At 72.7% G+C, this 18383-nt stretch carries 15 protein-coding genes; 7 read left to right on the top strand and 8 right to left on the bottom strand.

Annotation, left to right across the window (positions count from 1 at the left end; all coding sequences use genetic code 11):
• Positions 1-6: 6 nt before the first annotated feature.
• Positions 7-1200, bottom strand: a complete 1194-nt coding sequence (locus KMS84_RS03550) for an RtcB family protein (RefSeq protein ID WP_256914524.1) — start codon at positions 1198-1200, stop codon at positions 7-9.
• Between the two features lie 204 nt (positions 1201-1404).
• On the opposite strand from KMS84_RS03550, the gene KMS84_RS03545 reads away from it, so the two are divergent.
• The 3 genes from KMS84_RS03545 to KMS84_RS03535 all read left to right on the top strand — a co-directional run bounded on the left by KMS84_RS03545 (position 1405) and on the right by KMS84_RS03535 (position 4787).
• Positions 1405-2250, top strand: coding sequence for a DUF3558 domain-containing protein (locus KMS84_RS03545; protein ID WP_256914523.1), 846 nt, complete (start codon positions 1405-1407; stop codon positions 2248-2250).
• Positions 2251-2368: 118 nt separating this feature from the next.
• Positions 2369-3349 carry a DUF3558 domain-containing protein gene (locus tag KMS84_RS03540; protein WP_256914522.1) on the top strand — a complete coding sequence of 327 codons (981 nt, stop codon included), beginning with the start codon at positions 2369-2371 and terminating at the stop codon, positions 3347-3349.
• A 76-nt stretch (positions 3350-3425) separates the two neighbouring features.
• Positions 3426-4787, top strand: coding sequence for a DUF2637 domain-containing protein (locus KMS84_RS03535; RefSeq protein WP_256914521.1), 1362 nt, complete (start codon positions 3426-3428; stop codon positions 4785-4787).
• Between the two features lie 61 nt (positions 4788-4848).
• Here KMS84_RS03535 and lysS read toward each other — a convergent pair whose 3' ends face one another.
• The gene (lysS, locus tag KMS84_RS03530; RefSeq protein WP_256914520.1) at positions 4849-6591 is read right to left on the bottom strand and encodes a lysine--tRNA ligase; all 1743 of its coding nucleotides are present in this window, start codon (positions 6589-6591) and stop codon (positions 4849-4851) included.
• Positions 6592-6729: 138 nt separating this feature from the next.
• Between lysS and argS the strand changes: the two genes are divergently transcribed.
• From argS to KMS84_RS03515, 3 genes are all read left to right on the top strand, one after another.
• Positions 6730-8496, top strand: coding sequence for an arginine--tRNA ligase (gene argS / locus KMS84_RS03525; RefSeq protein WP_256914519.1), 1767 nt, complete (start codon positions 6730-6732; stop codon positions 8494-8496).
• Between the two features lie 235 nt (positions 8497-8731).
• The gene (locus KMS84_RS03520) at positions 8732-8905 is read left to right on the top strand and encodes a hypothetical protein (RefSeq protein ID WP_256914518.1); all 174 of its coding nucleotides are present in this window, start codon (positions 8732-8734) and stop codon (positions 8903-8905) included.
• 86 nt (positions 8906-8991) lie between these two features.
• The gene (locus tag KMS84_RS03515) at positions 8992-9777 is read left to right on the top strand and encodes a DUF4253 domain-containing protein (RefSeq protein ID WP_256914517.1); all 786 of its coding nucleotides are present in this window, start codon (positions 8992-8994) and stop codon (positions 9775-9777) included.
• Between the two features lie 64 nt (positions 9778-9841).
• On the opposite strand, the gene KMS84_RS03510 is transcribed toward KMS84_RS03515, so the two are convergent.
• Positions 9842-11128, bottom strand: coding sequence for an aminotransferase-like domain-containing protein (locus KMS84_RS03510; RefSeq protein WP_256914516.1), 1287 nt, complete (start codon positions 11126-11128; stop codon positions 9842-9844).
• Between the two features lie 212 nt (positions 11129-11340).
• Here KMS84_RS03510 and KMS84_RS03505 point away from each other — a divergent pair, with 212 nt between their 5' ends.
• Positions 11341-11604, top strand: a complete 264-nt coding sequence (locus tag KMS84_RS03505) for a hypothetical protein (RefSeq protein ID WP_256914515.1) — start codon at positions 11341-11343, stop codon at positions 11602-11604.
• Here KMS84_RS03505 and hemB read toward each other — a convergent pair.
• From hemB to KMS84_RS03480, 5 genes are all read right to left on the bottom strand, one after another.
• On the bottom strand, positions 11601-12593 hold the full coding sequence (hemB, locus tag KMS84_RS03500; protein ID WP_256914514.1) for a porphobilinogen synthase: 993 nt from the start codon (positions 12591-12593) through the stop codon (positions 11601-11603). The genes KMS84_RS03505 and hemB overlap by 4 nt on opposite strands.
• A 404-nt stretch (positions 12594-12997) precedes the next feature.
• Entirely contained in the window at positions 12998-14704 is a 1707-nt protein-coding gene (locus tag KMS84_RS03495; RefSeq protein WP_256914513.1) for a bifunctional uroporphyrinogen-III C-methyltransferase/uroporphyrinogen-III synthase, read from the bottom strand.
• The gene (gene hemC / locus KMS84_RS03490) at positions 14701-15660 is read right to left on the bottom strand and encodes a hydroxymethylbilane synthase (protein WP_256914512.1); all 960 of its coding nucleotides are present in this window, start codon (positions 15658-15660) and stop codon (positions 14701-14703) included. The genes KMS84_RS03495 and hemC overlap by 4 nt, the downstream gene beginning before the upstream one ends.
• 5 nt (positions 15661-15665) lie before the next feature.
• The gene (locus tag KMS84_RS03485; protein WP_256914511.1) at positions 15666-17384 is read right to left on the bottom strand and encodes a glutamyl-tRNA reductase; all 1719 of its coding nucleotides are present in this window, start codon (positions 17382-17384) and stop codon (positions 15666-15668) included.
• On the bottom strand, positions 17381-18148 hold the full coding sequence (locus KMS84_RS03480; RefSeq protein ID WP_256914510.1) for a redox-sensing transcriptional repressor Rex: 768 nt from the start codon (positions 18146-18148) through the stop codon (positions 17381-17383). Before KMS84_RS03480 ends, KMS84_RS03485 begins: the two co-directional genes overlap by 4 nt.
• Positions 18149-18383 lie beyond the last annotated feature (235 nt).

The following is an 18383-nucleotide window of genomic DNA, read 5'->3' as shown; positions in this document are numbered from 1 at the left end:
CCGCCCTCAGCCCTTCACGCAGACGACCTGCTTCAGCTTCGCCACGACCTCCACCAGGTCCCGCTGCCGGTCGATGACCTGCTCGATCGGCTTGTAGGCGGCCGGGATCTCGTCCACGACGCCTGAGTCCTTGCGGCACTCCACCCCGCGCGTCTGGTCCTCCAGGTCCTTCGTCGAGAAGCGACGCTTGGCGGCGGTGCGGCTCATGCGCCGACCCGCGCCGTGCGAGGCCGAGTTGAACGCCTTCTCGTTGCCGAGCCCCTTGACGATGTACGAGCCCGTGCCCATCGACCCGGGAATGATGCCGTACTCGCCGGAGCCCGCGCGGATCGCGCCCTTGCGGGTGACGAGCAGGTCCATTCCCTCGTAGCGCTCCTCGGCCACATAGTTGTGGTGTGCGCTGATCTCCTGCTCGAAGACCGGCTTCGCCTTCCTGAACTCCTTGCGGACCACGTCCTTCAGGAGCGCCATCATCAGGGTGCGGTTGTTCCTGGCGTATTCCTGCGCCCAGAACAGGTCGTTGCGGTAGGCCGCCATCTGCGGGGTGTCCGCGACGAAGACGGCGAGGTCGCGGTCGACCAGACCCTGGTTGTGCGGCAGCTTCTGCGCCACCCCGATGTGGAACTCGGCGAGTTCCTTGCCGATGTTGCGAGAACCGGAATGCAGCATCAACCACACAGAACCGGTCGTGTCCGTGCACACTTCGACGAAGTGATTCCCTGATCCGAGCGTTCCCATTTGCTTTGCGGCGCGTTCCGCACGGAACTTGACCGCTTCGGCAATCCCGTCGAACCTCCCCCAGAAGTCGTCCCAGCCCCCGGTGGCCAGTCCGTGGAAGCGGCCCGGTTCGACCGGGGTGTCGTGCATGCCCCGGCCCACCGGGATCGCCTGCTCGATCTTCGAGCGCAGCCGGGACAGGTCGCCGGGCAGGTCGTTCGCGGTCAGCGAGGTCTTGACCGCCGACATGCCGCACCCGATGTCGACCCCCACCGCCGCGGGGCACACCGCGCCCTGCATCGCGATGACCGAGCCGACCGTCGCGCCCTTGCCGTAGTGGACGTCCGGCATGACCGCGAGGCCCTTGATCCACGGCAGGGTCGCGACGTTGCGCAGCTGCTGCAACGCCCCCTCCTCGACCGACCCCGGGTCGGCCCACATGCGGATGGGCACCTTCGCGCCCGGCATCTCCACGTACGACATAACGCCCTCATTCCCCCGAAAATCCTACAGAAGTATCAAGCCGCAAAACCGGCGCCAAGACAGTCGAAAAGGGACGACGGACCGGCATCCACGGTGTCGCGTGCGATACACATTGTCTGCGGGGGCCGCCCCCGTCCGGCAAGCGAATAACCAGCGCGGACACCGGCCCGAAGATCCTGAAGTGACCGTCGAGAGGAGCCGACCGTGCAGCGGAAGGCGTACGTACCCGGCGTCGTGGCGCTCCTCGCGGCACTGCTGGCCGGCTGCACCGGCGGTTCGGACGACGGCGGTTCGACGGACGACTCCAATCCGGGCGAGGCCGGCACGACCTCCGCGGCCGCGCAGCCCGGCCGCTACACCACACTGCCGGAGGCGTGCGGTGTGGTGAGCCGCTCGACCCTCGACTCGCTCCTGCCCGGCGTCAAGCAGCTGCCCGACGAGACGCAGCGCGACACGGCCTACGCGGGCGAGGCGACGCTGACGTACGACACGGACCGCAAGGTCGGCTGCCGTTGGAAGGTGGAGTCCGCGGACGCCACCGACCATCTCCTCGTCGACTTCGAGCGGGTCGTCTCCTACGACAACGCGGTGAGCGACGACTCCCAGGCGGAGGCGCTGTTCGCCAGGAAGGTGACGGCGGCCGACCTGCCGGCGCCGGCCGTGTCGCCGACGGCCGGATCCGCGACGGGGTCCGCTTCCGCCACCGCGACCCCCTCGGCGTCGGGCGCCCCCGCCGCGTCCGCCTCGTCCTCCCCTTCCGCCGCGGGCTCGCCGTCGGCCTCGGCCTCGTCCACCGCGGCGCCGGCCGACCTTCAGCCCCGTCTGCTGGACGACCTGGGCGACGAGGCGTTCGTCGACGACGCGCTCGGCAGCTCGGGTTCGACGGTCAAGCAGCGGACGGTGACTGTGGCGTTCCGCACGTCCAACGTCATCGTGACCATCGAGTACGAGGAGCAGCCGGCGACCGTGGGCGTGACGCCGGACAGTGAGGAAATGCAGGACAAGGCCCGGAAACTGGCCGCGCAACTGGTCGACTCCCTGTCCGGCTGAGGCCACTTCGGCCTCGCCGGCGCCCGGTCCGCGAAGGCCTCGAAGCGGAACCGCACAGCTTCTTCACCGCGTACCGTGGCCCCTCGGACCCGATCCGACCGCAGGAACCACGAGCGTCATGAGTGAAGGAACCATGCAGCGACGAGCCCAGCGAGACGGCCAGTTTGACCAGCGTGAGCAGCGTGACGAGCGAGCGAGGCGCGCCGGAGGTCTCAACCGCCTCCTCGCCGCGGCGGTTGCCGTCCCGGTGATGCTGATCGCCGCGGGCTGCTCCTCGGACTCCGGCTCCGATTCCGGCTCCGCCGACAAGACGCAGGACGCCGCCGCCACCGGCGGCACGGGCACGGACTCGACGGCCGACGCCGCGCCGACCGTGCAGGCGGCCGCGTACAAGACGCTGCCGCAGGCCTGTGCGGTGGTGTCGAAGAAGACGCTGACCGAGCTGGTGCCGAAGGCCGCCGGCAAGAAGGGCGCGTCCAGCGACACGGGCGAGCGGGCGAGCTGCTCGTGGTCGAGCCTGGCCAACAACGGCGTGAAGGGCTCGCAGTTCCGCTGGCTGAACGTGTCGTTGCTGCGTTTCGAGTCGGACGCGACCACGGGCGACGGCGAGTCGCAGGCGAAGACGTACTACGCGAAGCAGGTCAAGGACGCGCAGGCGGTGGCGGGCGCGAAGAACACGAAGGCGACGCCGGCCGCGGGCACGGGCGACGAGGCGACGCTGGTCCGGTACGACCTGAAGAAGGCGGAAGGCGCTTTCCGGCAGCAGACGGTCGTGGCGCGGGTGGAGAACGTCGTCGTCACGCTGGACTACAACGGCGCCGGTCTGGCGGGCGACAAGACGCCCACCGCGGACGCTCTGGCGAAGGCCGCGGAGAAGGCGGCCAAGGAGGCGGTGGCCGCGGTGCGGTCCGCCAACGGCGAAGGCGGCGGCGGGAGTTCGGACTCCGGTTCCGGCGCCGCGCCCTCGCAGTCCCCCTCGTCGACGGGGAAGGCGAAGCCGTCCGCCTCGGCGTCGGCGCCCGCCTCGGCGAGCCCGTCGGCGTCGGCGTCCAAGGCGGCCGCGGCGGCTCCGAAGGCGTCCGCTTCCGCGAAGAGCTGACAGTCCGGCACCGTGTGCGCCGCACACATGTGCCACCCTGTTGCGCGCAAGAACACGCAAGGGGAGGGGAGTACGGGTGGCCGCGCCAATACAGCTGACCCGGATGCACCGCGTTCTCATCGGCGTGGTCGTGACCGGCGCCGTGATCATCGCCGGCATCGGCTTCGCCGGTTCGTACGCGGCCGTCCGGGAGCTGGCCATCGAGAAGGGCTTCGGGAACTTCTCCTATGTGTTCCCGATCGGCATCGACGCGGGGATCTGCGTCCTGCTGGCCCTGGACCTGCTGCTGACGTGGATCCGCATCCCCTTCCCGCTGCTGCGGCAGACGGCGTGGCTGCTGACGGCCGCGACGATCGCCTTCAACGGTGCGGCGGCCTGGCCGGATCCGCTGGGCACGGGCATGCACGCGGTGATCCCGATCCTGTTCGTGGTGGCCGTCGAGGCCGCCCGGCACGCGATCGGGCGGATCGCGGACATCACGGCCGACAAGCACATGGAGGGCGTGCGCATCACGCGCTGGCTGCTCTCGCCGGTGCCGACGTTCCTGCTCTGGCGCCGGATGAAGCTGTGGGAGCTGCGCTCGTACGACCAGGTGATCAAGCTGGAGCAGGAACGTCTCGTCTACCAGGCGAGGCTGCGGTCCCGCTTCGGGCGGGGGTGGCGTCGCAAGGCTCCGGTGGAGTCGCTGATGCCGCTGCGGCTGGCCCGCTACGGCGTTCCGCTGGCGGAGACGGCCCCCGCGGGTCTGGCGGCGGCGGGCATCGAGCCGGCGCTGCTGCCGCCCATGCCGCTTCAGACGCAGTCGCAGTCGCAGGACCGGTCGCAGGGGCCGGCGCTGGCCGCTCAGCAGGAGCTTCAGGAGCTTGCGGCGGCTCCGGCGCGGCAGCAGGAACGACAGCCTCAGCTCCAGGGACCGGGTCAGGGCCAGGGCCAGGGGCAGCAGGACCTGCGGGCGGCGCGGCAGGCTCCGCGGGCGGAGCAGCCGCCGGCGCCCCCGGAGGACGACCAGAACCCGTGGTTCCAGTCTCCGCTCGAGGTGCAGTACCAGGGCGGCTACGACCCCACCTACGACCCCTCGGAGCAGTACGCCCAGTGGTACGAGGAGCAGCAGCAGGCCGAGCAGTACGCGGACCAGTACCAGGAGGAGCCGCCGGCGCAGGAGCCGTCGCCGGAGGAGACCGGGTCGTTCCCGATCCCGGTGGTGCCGGGGCGCAGCCGTGAGCTCGGCGAGGGCGGCGGCAGTCCGGAGCCGACCGAGGACGACTACTACCTGGTCTTCAAGAAGTCGATCGACGGCAGCTACCCCACCTCGGGTCAGCTGAGGAACGACGTGGAGGCGACGTACGGCGTGATGCTCCCGCAGCGTGAGGCCGACCGCATGGTGAACCGCTTCACCAACCGCCACACGGCGGAACTTCAGGACGACCACATCGCCTGATCGGGGCGGACCACGCGAAGGGCCCCCGGCACCGGCCGGGGGCCCTTCGCGTGGTCGGCGCCTACTGCCCGAGCAGGGCCCGGACCCGGTCCTGCCCCACCGCGAGCAGCAGGGTGGGCAGGCGCGGGCCGGTGTCGCGGCCGACGAGCAGGTGGTAGAGCAGGGCGAAGAACGTCCGCTGGGCGGTCTTGATCTCCGGGGGCAGCTCCTTGGGCGTGGCGTCGGCGGAGAACCCGGCCTGCACCTTGGGGACGCCGTAGACCAGGTGCGTCAGTCCGTCCAGCGACCAGTGTTCGGCGAGTCCGTCGAGCAGCAGGCGCAGGGACTGCTGGGAGGCCTCGTCGAGGGACTTCAGCAGTTCGGCGTCCGGCTCCTCGCGCACGATGGTGCGCTGGTCGGCGGGGACGTGGTTGTTGATCCAGGCCTCGGCGCGGTCGTAGCGGGGCCGGGCCTCGTCCAGTGCGGCGATCGGGTGCTCGGGGTCGAGCTCGCCGAGGATCCGCAGCGCCTGCTCGGCCTCCCCGGCGGTGATGTCGGCGACGGAGGCGAGGGTGCGGTACGGCAGCGGGCGCGGGGTGCGCGGCAGCTCGCCGCCGGCCGTGCCCACGGCGCGGGAGTGCGCGGCGACGTCGGCCGGGAGGGCCGTGCCGTCGGCGACCTTGGCGTCCAGCTTGTCCCACTCGTCGTAGAGCCGCTGGATCTCCTGGTCGAAGGCGATCTTGAAGGACTGGTTGGGGCGGCGGCGGGCGTAGAGCCAGCGCAGGATCTGCGGCTCCATGATCTTCAGCGCGTCGCCGGGGGTGGGCACCCCGCCCTTGGAGGAGGACATCTTCGCCATGCCGCTGATGCCGACGAAGGCGTACATCGGTCCGATGGGCTGCTCGCCGCCGAAGATGCCGACGATCTGCCCGCCGACCTGGAAGCTGGAGCCGGGGGACGAGTGGTCGACGCCGGACGGCTCGAAGACGACGCCCTCGTACGCCCAGCGCATCGGCCAGTCGACCTTCCAGACCAGCTTGCCGCGGTTGAACTCGTTCAGCCGGACGGTCTCGGCGAAGCCGCACGCCGTGCAGGTGTAGGACAGCTCGGTGGTGTCGTCGACGTACGAGGTGACGGTGGTGAGGTCCTTCTCGCAGTTGCCGCAGTAGGGCTTGTACGGGAAGTAGCCGGCGCTGCCGGAGGAGCCGTCGTCCTCGGCGGCCGCGCCGGAGCCCTCGGCGGCCTCCAGCTCGGCCTCGTCGAGCGGCTTCTGCTGCTGCTTCTTCGCCGGGGCCTTCTTGGTGCGGTACTGGTCGAGGATGGCGTCGATGTCGCCGCGGTGCCGGACGGCGTGCAGGATCTGCTCGCGGTAGACGCCGGAGGTGTACTGCGCGGTCTGGCTGATCCCGTCGAACTCCACGCCGAGCTCGGCGAGCGAGTCGACCATCGCGGCCTTGAAGTGCTCGGCCCAGTTCGGGTGCGCGGAGCCGTGCGGCGCCGGCACGGACGTCAGCGGCTTGCCGATGTGCTCGGCCCAGGACTCGTCGACGCCGTCGATGCCCTGGGGGACCTTGCGGTAGCGGTCGTAGTCGTCCCAGGAGATCAGGTGGCGGACCTGGCGGCCGCGGCGGCGGATCTCGTCGGCGACGAGGTGCGGGGTCATGACCTCGCGCAGGTTGCCGAGGTGGATGGGGCCGGAGGGGGAGAGTCCGGACGCGACGACCACAGGTTTGCCCGGGGCCCGGCGTTCCGACTCCTCGATGACCTCATCGGCGAAACGGGAGACCCAGTCGGTGGTCTCGGTGCTCTGCCCCACGATCGGCACGTCCTCTTGTTGTGAAGGCTTCCGGGTTTGAAGTGCGTTTCATTGTCCCAGACGGCCCCGCGCCCGGGAAAACCGCTTTACCCCCCGTGGGATACTGGTCGTGCCCATCCCACCCACGAGGAGAACGGCCCCACTCCTATGGCCTCGGTCACGTCCCTCAGTCACTCCGTCGAGCAGCACCTGTCGTCCGCGATCTCCGCCACCCTGCCGGAGGCCGCCGCGGACCCGCTGCTGCGACGAAGCGACCGGGCCGACTTCCAGGCCAACGGCATCCTCGCGCTGGCCAAGAAGGCGAAGGCGAACCCGCGGGAGCTGGCGACGCAGGTCGTGGCGAACGTGGTGAGCGGTGACGTGATCAAGGAGATCGAGGTCTCGGGTCCCGGCTTCCTGAACGTCACGGTCACCGACCGGGCGATCACCGAGAACCTCGCGGCGCGCTACGCGGACGCCGACCGGCTGGGCGTGCCCACGTCCGCACGGCCGGGCACGACGGTCGTCGACTACGCCCAGCCGAACGTGGCGAAGGAGATGCACGTCGGCCACCTGCGGTCGGCGGTCATCGGCGACGCGACGGTGCGGATGCTGGAGTTCACCGGCGAGAGCGTGGTCCGTCGCCACCACATCGGCGACTGGGGCACCCAGTTCGGCATGCTCATCCAGTACCTGGACGAGCACCCGCACGAGCTGGACCACAAGGACTCCCAGGTCAGCGGCGAGGAGGCGATGTCCAACCTGGACCGCCTCTACAAGGCCGCGCGCAAGCTGTTCGACGCGGACGAGGAGTTCAAGACCCGGGCCCGTCGCCGGGTGGTCGACCTCCAGGCGGGCGAGCCGCACACGCTCGCCATCTGGCAGAAGTTCGTCGACGAGTCGAAGATCTACTTCTTCTCGGTCTTCGAGAAGCTCGACATGGAGATCCGCGACGCGGACATCGTCGGCGAGTCGGGGTACAACGCCATGCTGGCGGAGACCTGCCGCCTCCTCGAGGAGTCGGGCGTGGCGGTCCGCTCGGAGGGCGCGCTGTGCGTGTTCTTCGACGACGTCAAGGGCCCGGACGGCAAGCCGGTCCCGCTGATCGTGCAGAAGTCCGACGGCGGTTACGGCTACGCGGCGACGGACCTCTCGGCGATCCGCGACCGTGTCTTCGACATCAAGGCGAGCACGCTGCTCTACGTCGTCGACGCCCGGCAGTCGCTGCACTTCAAGATGGTCTTCGAGACGGCGCGGCGGGCCGGCTGGCTCAACGACGAGGTGAAGGCGCACCAGTTGGCCTTCGGCACGGTCCTCGGCAAGGACGGCAAGCCGTTCAAGACGCGTGAGGGCGAGACCGTCAAGCTGGTCGACCTCCTCGACGAGGCGGTGGACCGGGCGACGGCCGTGGTCCGGGACAAGGCGGAGAAGGTCGGCCTGTCCGAGCGGGAGATCGAGGAGAACGGCAGGTACGTGGGCATCGGCGCGGTGAAGTACGCCGACCTGTCGACGTCCGCGGTCCGGGACTACAAGTTCGACCTGGACCAGATGGTCTCGCTGAACGGCGACACGTCCGTGTACCTCCAGTACGCGTACGCGCGTATCCAGTCGATCCTGCGCAAGGCCGGCGAGGCCCGCCCGGCCGCTCACCCGGAGCTGGAACTGGCTCCGGCGGAGCGCGCGCTGGGCCTGCACCTGGACCAGTTCGGGGAGACGGTCGCGGAGGCGGCGGCGGAGTACGCCCCGCACAAGCTGGCGGCCTACCTGTACCAGCTCGCCTCGCACCTGACGACGTTCTACGACCAGTGTCACGTCCTGTCGCCCGACAACGCTCCCGAGGTCGTGGCGAACCGGCTGTTCCTGGTCGACCTCACGGCCAGGACGTTGCAGCGGGGCATGGGCCTGCTGGGCATCAGGACGCCCGAGCGGCTCTGAGGGCCGACGCACACGCGCGCGCGGCCCGTCCTCTCCCGCGAGGGGGGCGGGCCGCGCCGTTCGTCCGGTTGCGCGGGACCCTGCGGCACGCGGCGCAAGGGCAGGCCCGGGATGAACCGCGCCCGCGCTCCGGTCACCCTCGCCCGGTCGGAACCGACCGCCCACGGGCGCTCGTCCCCCAGGGCACGGGCCGGGACCGCCGGGCCGGGACGCACGAGGGACGAGGAGCGCCGAGGTGGAGGACGAGTCGCCGGCCGACGCGCTGCTCGGGATGCTGGTCGTCGGCGCGCTCGGGGTGCTCGTCCCGGCCTCGGTCCTGCTTCCCGCGATCGGCGCGGGCATCTGGCTGGCCCACCGCGTGCGGGCGCGCAGGCCGCGGCGGAGCCCGCGATCCCGGAATCCCCTGTGACGGCGGCCCGTTGTCCCCTGTGACGGCGGCCCGTTGTCCCCTGTGACGGCGGCCCGTTGTCAGTGCCTGCCCGTACAGTCCCCGGCATGGCGACTCTTCCCAACCCGCTGCCGAAGCTCGCGTCCGACCCGAGCGGGCGTTCCCTCGGGCTGCGGCTCCCGCCCGGGCGGCTGATCGACGCGACCGTCGAGGGGCCGTGGCACGAGCCGTTGCTCTGGCATGCGCAGCGGTCGGCCGCGTCGGGCAACTGGAGCGCGCTCGGCGGCTCTTCGGCGCGGGCGGGGCTCCTGCCCGTGCTCGTCGACCTGGGCGGCGCGCAGGGCGGCCCGGACGACTGGGAGTTGGCGCCCGAGGCGATGTCGTACCCGGGCGACCACGACGCCGAGGACGTGCTCGCGCAGTACTGGCAGGAGTGCGCGGCCGAGGGCGAGGAGTGGCCCGGCCCGGCCGGCGCGCTCACCCTCGCCTGCGATCCGAACGCGCGCGCCGCCCAGGTGGCCGACTCGCTGACCGACGAGGGCGGTTCCCTCCTGGCGGCCCCTCACCTCGCCCTGGTCCCGGCGCGCCGCAGCGCCGACATCCCGGCCGCCGTCGGGTGGACGGGCCCGGCGAACCACGAGGGCGACACGGCCCGCCTCTGCGCGGTGCTGCGCTCGTGGGAGGACCGCTTCGGCATACGGGTCGTCGGGCTCGGCTTCGACGTGCTCGTGGTCTCCGTCGCCGCCCCGCCCGCCACGCTCGCCGACGCCGAGGCCGTGGCCGCCGAGCACTTCGCGTTCTGCCCGGACAACGTCCTCCAGGGCGCGGGAGACCTGGCGGCCTACGCCGAACTCCTGGTCGGCGAGCCCGTCTGGTCCTTCTGGTGGGACTGACGGGACCGGCGGGACCGGCGGGACCGGTCCCCGGGGCGGAGGGGACCGGCGGGGCCGTCCGCGGTCACGCCCTGAGCCCCCGTCCGAGCCTGCCCAGTCCCTCGGCGATCTCGCGCGGCGTCTGCGTCACGAAGCACAGCCGCAGCGTGGAGCGGTCGGGCTCGCCCGCGTAGAAGGGGGCCCCGGGCACGTACGCCACGTCCTGCGCGACGACCTGCGGGAGCAGGGCCGTCGTGTCGTACCGCTCGGGGAGGCGGGCCCACAGGAACATGCCGCCCTCGGGCCGGTTCCACACCGAGCCGTCCGGCAGCGCCTGGCCGAGCCCGGCCAGCATCGCGTCCCGTCGCTCCCGGTAGACGGCCGCCACCCCCGCCACATGCGCGTCGAGGTCCCGGACGGCGAGGTAGCGGGCGGCGGCGAGCTGGTTGACGGTCGGGGTGTGCAGGTCGGCGGCCTGTTTGGCGATCGCGCAGGCCCGTCGCAGCGCGGCGGGAGCCCGCAGCCAGCCCAGCCGCAGGCCGGGGGCCATGACCTTGGAGAACGAGCCGAGCAGGACCGTGCGGTCGAGTGCGTCGGGGTGGGCGGCGATCCACGGGACGCGCCCGCCCTCGTAGCGCAGTTCGCCGTAGGGGTCGTCCTCGACGATCCACAGGCCGTGCCGGGCGGCGACGGAGGCGACGGCGGCGCGGCGCCCGGCCGGCAGGGTGCGGCCGGTGGGGTTCTGGAAGGTGGGGACGGTGTAGAAGAGCTTGGGCCGCTCACGGACCACCAGGTCGGCGAGCGCCTCGGGGTCGGGTCCGTCCGCGTCGGCGGGCACGGCGAGGATCCGCGCCCCCGCGAGGCCGAAGACCTGGAGAGCGGCCAGGTAGCAGGGCTCCTCGACGAGCACGGTGTCGCCGGGGTCGAGGAGCGCGGCCGCCACCAGGGACAGCGCCTGCTGCGAGCCCGTGGTGACGAGGAGGTCGTCGGCGGTCGTGGGCAGTCCGCGGGCCGTCGTCCGCGCGGCCAGCCGCTCCCGCAGACGCGGCTCGCCCTCGGTGGTGGAGTACTGCAACGCCCGGGCCGGGGCCTCCTCCAGCACGTGGCGGAACGCGGCGGCGACGCCCTCGCGGTCGAACAGCTCGGGCGCGGGCAGCCCGCCCGCGAAGTTGATCACCTCGGGGCGGGCGGTGACGGCGAGGATGTCCCGCACGGGCGAGCCGCCGACCGACCGGGCACGGGCGGCGAGCGGCGGGGGCACGGCGGCGGAAGCGGATGCGGGTGCCGGTGCGGGGGCCGCTGCGGATGCGGGTGCCGGGGTGTTCGCGGACGGGGAGGCGGCTGCGGGCGTGGGCGCGGATGCGGGCGTCATGACGGCACCCTAGAGATATGGGTGGCCTCTACACCGGCCTTTTCGGCATGTGGACCGCGGGCCGACGGACGGCTCGACGGCGGGTCGGACGTCCCACGCCGCGTCCCACGCGGGAGCTGTCTGCGCAGCTCAGAGGCTGCGGGGCCGAACCACCGTCCCGACTTTCCCGAGGACTGTGGAAGCCGGGGGGCCGCACGCCACAGGCTTGCCCCATGTCCACGCGCTCCACTCCCCCCGCCCCGTCCGTCCGCCGCGGTGTCCGGCGTCGGGGCCGTCTCCTCGCGGGCGGCGCGCTGACCCTCGTCACGGCGCTCGCGCTCACCGCGTGCCACGACGGCCAGGGCCTGCGCGACGAGGGCCCGTCGGGCGCCGGCCCCCTGAACGGCGCCGCGGCGCAGCCGCGCGCCCACGGGGAGCAGGGCCGCGCGGTGTCGCCCGCGCGGAACCCCGTCGCGGGCCCGGCTCGGCTCGGCTAGCGCAGCTTCCGGGCCGCCTCGGTGGCCCAGTAGGTGAGGATGTTCCGCGCTCCGGCCCGCTTGATGCCGGTCAGCGTCTCGAAGATCGCCCGGTCGCGGTCGACCCAGCCCTTCTCGGCGGCGGCCTCGACCATGGAGTACTCGCCGGAGATCTGGTACGCGGCGACCGGCACGTCCACGGCGTCGGCGACGCGGGCCAGGATGTCGAGGTAGGGCCCGGCCGGCTTGACCATGACCATGTCCGCGCCCTCCTCGAGATCGAGCGCCAGCTCGCGCATCGACTCGCGGACGTTGGCCGGGTCCTGCTGGTAGGTCTTGCGGTCGCCCTTGAGCGAGGACCCCACGGCCTCCCGGAAGGGCCCGTAGAAGGCGGAGGAGTACTTGGCGGTGTAGGCGAGGATCGCCACGTCCTCGCGGCCGATCTGGTCGAGCGCGTCGCGGACGACCCCGATCTGCCCGTCCATCATCCCGCTGGGCCCCACCACGTGGGCTCCGGCGTCGGCCTGCACCTGGGCCATCTCCGCGTAGCGCTCCAGGGTCGCGTCGTTGTCCACGCGCCCTTCCGCGTCCAGCACACCGCAGTGCCCGTGGTCGACGGTCTCGTCCAGGCACAGGTCGGACATGACGAGGAGGTCGTCGCCGACCTCGGCGCGCACGTCCCGGATGGCGACCTGGAGGATGCCGTCCGGGTCGGTCCCGGGCGTCCCGAGCGCGTCCTTCTTCGACTCCTCCGGCACGCCGAACAGCATGATCCCGGAGACCCCGGCCTCGACGGCCTCCAGCGCGGCCTTCTTCAGGCTGTCCCGCGTGTGCTGGACGACGCCGGGCATGGCCTGGATCGGCACCGGCTCGCTCACGCCCTCCCGCACGAACGCGGGGAGGATGAAGTCGGCCGGGTGCAGCCGGGTCTCCGCGACCATGCGCCGCATGACGGGGGTGGTGCGCAGCCGCCGAGGACGCGTACCGGGAAAGGATCCGTACTTCGACATGGCTCCTACGCTACGCCCGCCCCGGCAGCCCCTTTGCCGACGCCCCGTCGGCCCTCCGCCCCGCCCGACCCGACCGCCCGGCCCGACCGCCCGGCCTTCCGCCCGGCTCGACCGCCCGGCCCGCTCCGACGCTCGGCTCGCACGCCCGGCTCGCCCCGCCCCGCCCGACCGCCCGGCTCGCCCGACCACTCGGCGCGCATGCCCGGCACGACCGCCGGCCCGCCCGACGGGCGCATCCCGCACGGCCGGCCGGCGCCGGCGCCGCCGTCACCCGTCCCGGCCTCCGTGCGGCCCCCTCGCCCCTCCCCTGCCTCGGGCCTGGGCCCTGCTCGGCCCCTGCCGCCAAACGCGCGGCGGCCCGCCCCCACCAGGGGACGGGCCGCCGCGTACGCGTTCGCCGGGGCTCAGGTGGCGCGCCGCCGCCGCGCCCCCGGTCGCCGCTCGCTCGGCCGGGTCACCGGGTCCCCCGCCTCCCGCGCGGCCGCCCTGCGGCGCAGACCGAAGTCGGCCAGGGCCTCGGCCAGCTTCAGCACGGACGGCTCGGGGGCCATGACGTCGACCCGCAGCCCGTGCTCCTCCGCCGTCTTGGCGGTCGCCGGGCCGATGCAGGCGATCACGGTCACGTTGTGCGGCTTGCCGGCGATGCCGACCAGGTTGCGCACCGTGGACGACGACGTGAAGAGCACCGCGTCGAAGCCGCCGCTCTTGATCGCCTCCCGCGTCTCGGCCGGCGGCGGCGAGGCCCGCACCGTCCGGTAGGCGGTGACGTCGTCGACCTCCCAGCCCAGCTCGATGAGCCCGGCGACCAGGGTCTCGGTGGCGATGTCGGCCCGCGGCAGGAACACCCGGTCGATCGGGTCGAAGACGGGGTCGTAGGGCGGCCAGTCCTCCAGCAGCCCGGCGGCCGACTGCTCGCCGCTCGGCACGAGGTCGGGCTTCACACCGAAGGCGACCAGCGCCTTCGCCGTCTGCTCGCCCACCGCCGCGACCTTGATGCCGGCGAAGGCGCGCGCGTCGAGCCCGTACTCCTCGAACTTCTCCCGCACCGCCTTGACCGCGTTGACGGACGTGAAGGCGATCCACTCGTAGCGGCCCGTCACCAGGCCCTTGACCGCGCGCTCCATCTGCTGGGGCGTGCGCGGCGGCTCGACGGCGATGGTCGGCACCTCGTGCGGCACGGCCCCGTACGACCGCAGCTGGTCGGAGAGCGAGACCGCCTGCTCCTTCGTGCGCGGCACGAGCACCTTCCAGCCGAACAGCGGCTTGGACTCGAACCACGCCAGCTGGTCGCGCTGGGCGGGGGCGGAACGCTCGCCGACCACGGCTATCACCGGCCGGCTGCCCTCGGGCGAGGGCAGCACCTTGGCCTGCTTCAGGGTCTGCGCGATGGTGCCGAGCGTCGCCGACCAGGTCCGCTGCCGGGTCGTGGTGCCCGCCACGGTGACCGTCATCGGGGTGTCGGGCTTGCGGCCCGCCGAGACCAGCTCGCCCGCGGCCGAGGCCACCGAGTCGAGCGTCGTCGACACCACGACGGTGCCGTCGGACGCGCCGACCTCGGTCCAGCAGCGGTCGGAGGCGGTGCGCGCGTCGACGAAGCGGACGTCGGCGCCCTGCGCGTCGCGCAGCGGCACACCGGCGTACGCGGGCACGCCGACGGCGGCCGCGACGCCGGGCACCACCTCGAAGGGGACGCCCGCGGCGGCGCAGGCGAGCATCTCCTCGGCGGCGTAGGTGTCGAGTCCGGGGTCCCCGGACACCGCACGGACGACCCGCCTGCCGCCCCGCGCGGCCTCCATGACAAGATGTGCGGCATCGCGCACAGCGGGTGTCTCAGCGGTTGTTGACGTGCCGTCAACGAGCGTCGGGAACGGCGTGCCCGTGCCCGGAACGGGGTCCGACGAGGGACCCGTGTCCGCGTTCACGACGGCGACGCCGGGCTTGGCGTGCGTCCGCACGACGTCGAGCACCTCGTGCTCGGCGACGAGGACGTCCGCGTGCGCCAGCGCCTCCACGGCGCGCAGAGTCAGCAGTCCCGGATCCCCGGGTCCGGCACCCAGGAAGGTGACGTGCCCGTGTTCGAGGCCAGCGGCTGGAAGGGCGGTGGGGCTCACTGTGCTTGCTCCCCCATCAGACCGGCCGCGCCCTGGGCGAGCATCTCGGCGGCGAGTTCGCGACCGAGCGCCATCGCCCCGTCGTGCGTCTCGGGCACGGGACCGGTGGTGGACAGCTGCACCATGCGAGAGCCGTCGGTGGTCCCGACGACGCCCCGCAGGCGCATTTCGTTGACAATCTGCCCGTCGGCCAGGAGGTCGGCCAGTGCGCCCACAGGGGCGCTGCAGCCGGCCTCCAGGGCGGCGAGCAGGGACCGCTCGGCGGTCACGGCGACCCGGGTGAACGGGTCGTCGAGCTCACCGAGCGCGGTGATGAGCGCCGCGTCGTCCGCGGCGCATTCGATCGCCAGTGCTCCCTGGCCGGGAGCGGGCAGAACCGTGTCTATCGACAGGAAGTCGGTGACCTCGTCGAGGCGGCCGATGCGGCTCAGGCCGGCCGCGGCCAGCACCACCGCGTCCAGCTCGCCGTCGTGCACGTACCGGATCCGGGTGTCGACGTTCCCGCGGATCGGCACGGTGTGTATGTCCAGGCCGTGGCTGCGCGCGTACGCGTTCAGCTGCGCCATGCGACGCGGCGAGCCCGTGCCGATGCGCGCCCCGCGCGGCAGGTCGGTGAACTTCAGCGCGTCCCGGGCGACGATCGCGTCGCGGGGGTCCTCGCGCACCGGCACGGCCGCCAGGACCAGGTCCTCGGGCTGGGTGGTGGGGAGGTCCTTCAGCGAGTGAACCGCGAAGTCGACCTCGCCCTTGGCCAGCGCGTCGCGCAGCGCGGTCACGAAGACGCCCGTGCCGCCGATCTGCGCGAGGTGCTCACGGGACACGTCGCCGTAGGTGGTGATCTCGACGAGCTCCACCGGCCGTCCGGTCACCCGGCTCACGGCCTCCGCGACCTGCCCGGACTGGGCCATGGCGAGCTTGCTGCGCCTGGTCCCCAGTCTCAGTGGCTTCGTACTCATGCCGCTCATGCCGGCCCTCGGTTCTCTGATGTCTTCTCGGTGCTGTCCTCGGCCCGGGACACGGCGGCCACCGTCTCCTGGTCGAGGTCGAACAGAGTCCGCAGCGCGTCCGCGTACCCCGCGCCGCCGGGCTCGGCCGCGAGCTGCTTGACCCGCACCGTCGGCGCGTGCAGCAGCTTGTCGACGACGCGCTTCACGGTCTGCGTGATCTCGGCGCGGTGCTTGTCGTCCAGGCCGGGCAGCCGCCCGTCGAGCCGGGCGATCTCCCCGGCCACGACGTCGGCGGCCATGGCGCGCAGCGCGACGACGGTCGGCGTGATGTGGGCGGCGCGCTGGGCCGCGCCGAAGGCGGCGACCTCGTCGGCGACGATCCGCCGCACCTGGTCGACGTCGGCGGCCATGGGCGCGTCGGCCGAGGCCTCGGAGAGCGACTCGATGTCGACCAGCCGCACCCCGGCGAGGCGGTGGGCGGCCGCGTCGACGTCCCGCGGCATCGCGAGGTCGAGCAGGAAGAGCACGGGCCGCGGCCGCACGAGCGGGGAGACCTGCTCGGGCCTGCGCCGCTCCGGGATGCGTCCGGTGGTCGCCGCGGTCGCGGCGAGCGCGACGATCAGCTCGGCGTCGGCCTCGGGTCCGCGCCGGCCGGCGAGCCGCCGGTCGACGGTGGCGTTGTCGACCCAGGCGGCGTGCTGCTCCAGCGTCGCCGCGTCCATGCCGGCGACGGCGGCCTCCCCGATCACGGAGAACCCGGTCTGCTGCACGCCGGACTGCTGGACGGCGGCCAGGTCGAGGGGGCAGTTGTCGTCCCCGCCGACGGAGGCGGGGGCCGGCGGCCGTTCGTCGGCCCGCGCGTCCACCTCGTCGAAGGCGACGGGCGCGCCGGTGCGGTCCTCGACCGCCGTCGCGACCGACTCCGCCGTCAGCACCAGGCCCGTGGCCCCGGTGCAGGAGACGGCCACGTCGGCACGTGTCAGCTCGGCCGGCACCGACTCCATCGGTACCGCGCGGGCCGACACGTGCCCACCGTCGGCCTCGGCCAGTATCCGGGCGAGCCGCTCGGCGCGGTCGAGGGTGCGGTTGGCGACGACGACCTCGGCGACCCCGGCCCGCGCCAGGGTGGCGGCGGCCAGCGAGGACATGGATCCCGCGCCGATCACGAGGGCGCGCTTGCCCCGCGCCCACTCCCGTACGTCCTCGCCCGCGGCCAGCTGCTCGAGGCCGAAGGTGACGAGGGACTGGCCGGCGCGGTCGATGCCGGTCTCGGAGTGGGCGCGCTTGCCGACCCGCAGGGCCTGCTGGAACAGGTCGTTCAGCAGCCGTCCGGCGGTGTGCAGCTCCTGCGCCCGGGCCAGCGAGTCCTTGATCTGCCCGAGGATCTGGCCCTCGCCGACGACCATGGAGTCCAGGCCGCAGGCCACCGAGAAGAAGTGGTGGACGGCGCGGTCCTCGTAGTGCACGTAGAGATAGGGAGTGAGCTCCTCCAGGCCGACCCCGCTGTGCTGGGCGAGCAGCGTGGACAGCTCGGCGACGCCCGCGTGGAACTTGTCCACGTCGGCGTACAGCTCGATGCGGTTGCAGGTGGCCAGGACGGCGGCCTCGGCGGCCGGCTCCGCGGCGACGGTGTCCTGGAGCAGCTTGGCCTGGGCGTCCGTGGACAGCGACGCCCGCTCCAGCACGCTCACGGGTGCGCTGCGGTGGCTCAGTCCGACGACGAGGAGACTCATGCCGGCATCACGGCGGGCACGTCCCCGTCGGGCCCCTGGTCGGTGGAGTCGGTCCGGCCCACGGGCGCGGACAGGGCGGCGGCCTCGTTGAGGGCGGCCTCCTCGCCGGCCTTGCGCTGCTCGTGGAAGGCGAGGATCTGCAACTCGATGGAGAGGTCGACCTTGCGCACGTCGACGCCGTCGGGCACGGACAGCACGGTCGGCGCGAAGTTCAGGATGGAGGTGACGCCCGCGGCCACGAGCCGGTCGCAGACCTGCTGGGCGACGGACGGCGGGGTGGTGATGACGCCGATGGAGACGCCGTTGTCGGAGATGATCTTCTCCAGGCCGTCGCTGTGCTGGACGGCGATCCCGGCGACCTGCTTGCCGGCCATGGCGGGGTCGGCGTCGATGAGCGCCGCGACCCGGAAGCCGCGCGAGGCGAAGCCGCCGTAGTTGGCGAGCGCCGCGCCGAGGTTTCCGATGCCGACGATCACGACGGGCCAGTCCTGGGTGAGCCCGAGCTCCCGGGAGATCTGGTAGACGAGGTACTCGACGTCGTAGCCGACGCCCCGCGTGCCGTAGGAGCCGAGGTAGGAGAAGTCCTTGCGCAGCTTGGCGGAGTTGACCCCCGCCGCGGCCGCGAGCTCCTCGGAGGAGACCGTGGGCACCGAGCGCTCCGACAGTGCGGTCAGCGCGCGAAGGTACAGCGGAAGGCGGGCGACGGTGGCCTCGGGAATCCCTCGGCCACGGGTCGCCGGTCGGTGAGTTCGGCCAGTTGCCACGGTGCTCCTGCGGGTAGAGCGGGGCTGTGGGCGGTCGTGCGTTCCCAGACCGCCCCGTCGACAGCAGGCTATGTCTTTGTGAACGCGTGCACAAAGATGGTGTCCGATTTGCCCGGCCAACGTGACCGGGGTCACGCGCGTCATTCCAGGGGGCAAAACCGCCACTCTCCTCGTGAATCCCGCCCCCGCGACCAAACCACCATCGATCCTAAGCGACGTTCGGCGCGCCCTTGTA

The organism is Streptomyces hilarionis (genome assembly GCF_024539675.1).
GTDB classification, from domain to species: domain Bacteria; phylum Actinomycetota; class Actinomycetes; order Streptomycetales; family Streptomycetaceae; genus Streptomyces; species Streptomyces hilarionis.
The sequence above is the reverse complement of the archived record's forward strand: the minus strand, read 5'-3'. Positions and strand labels throughout refer to the sequence as shown.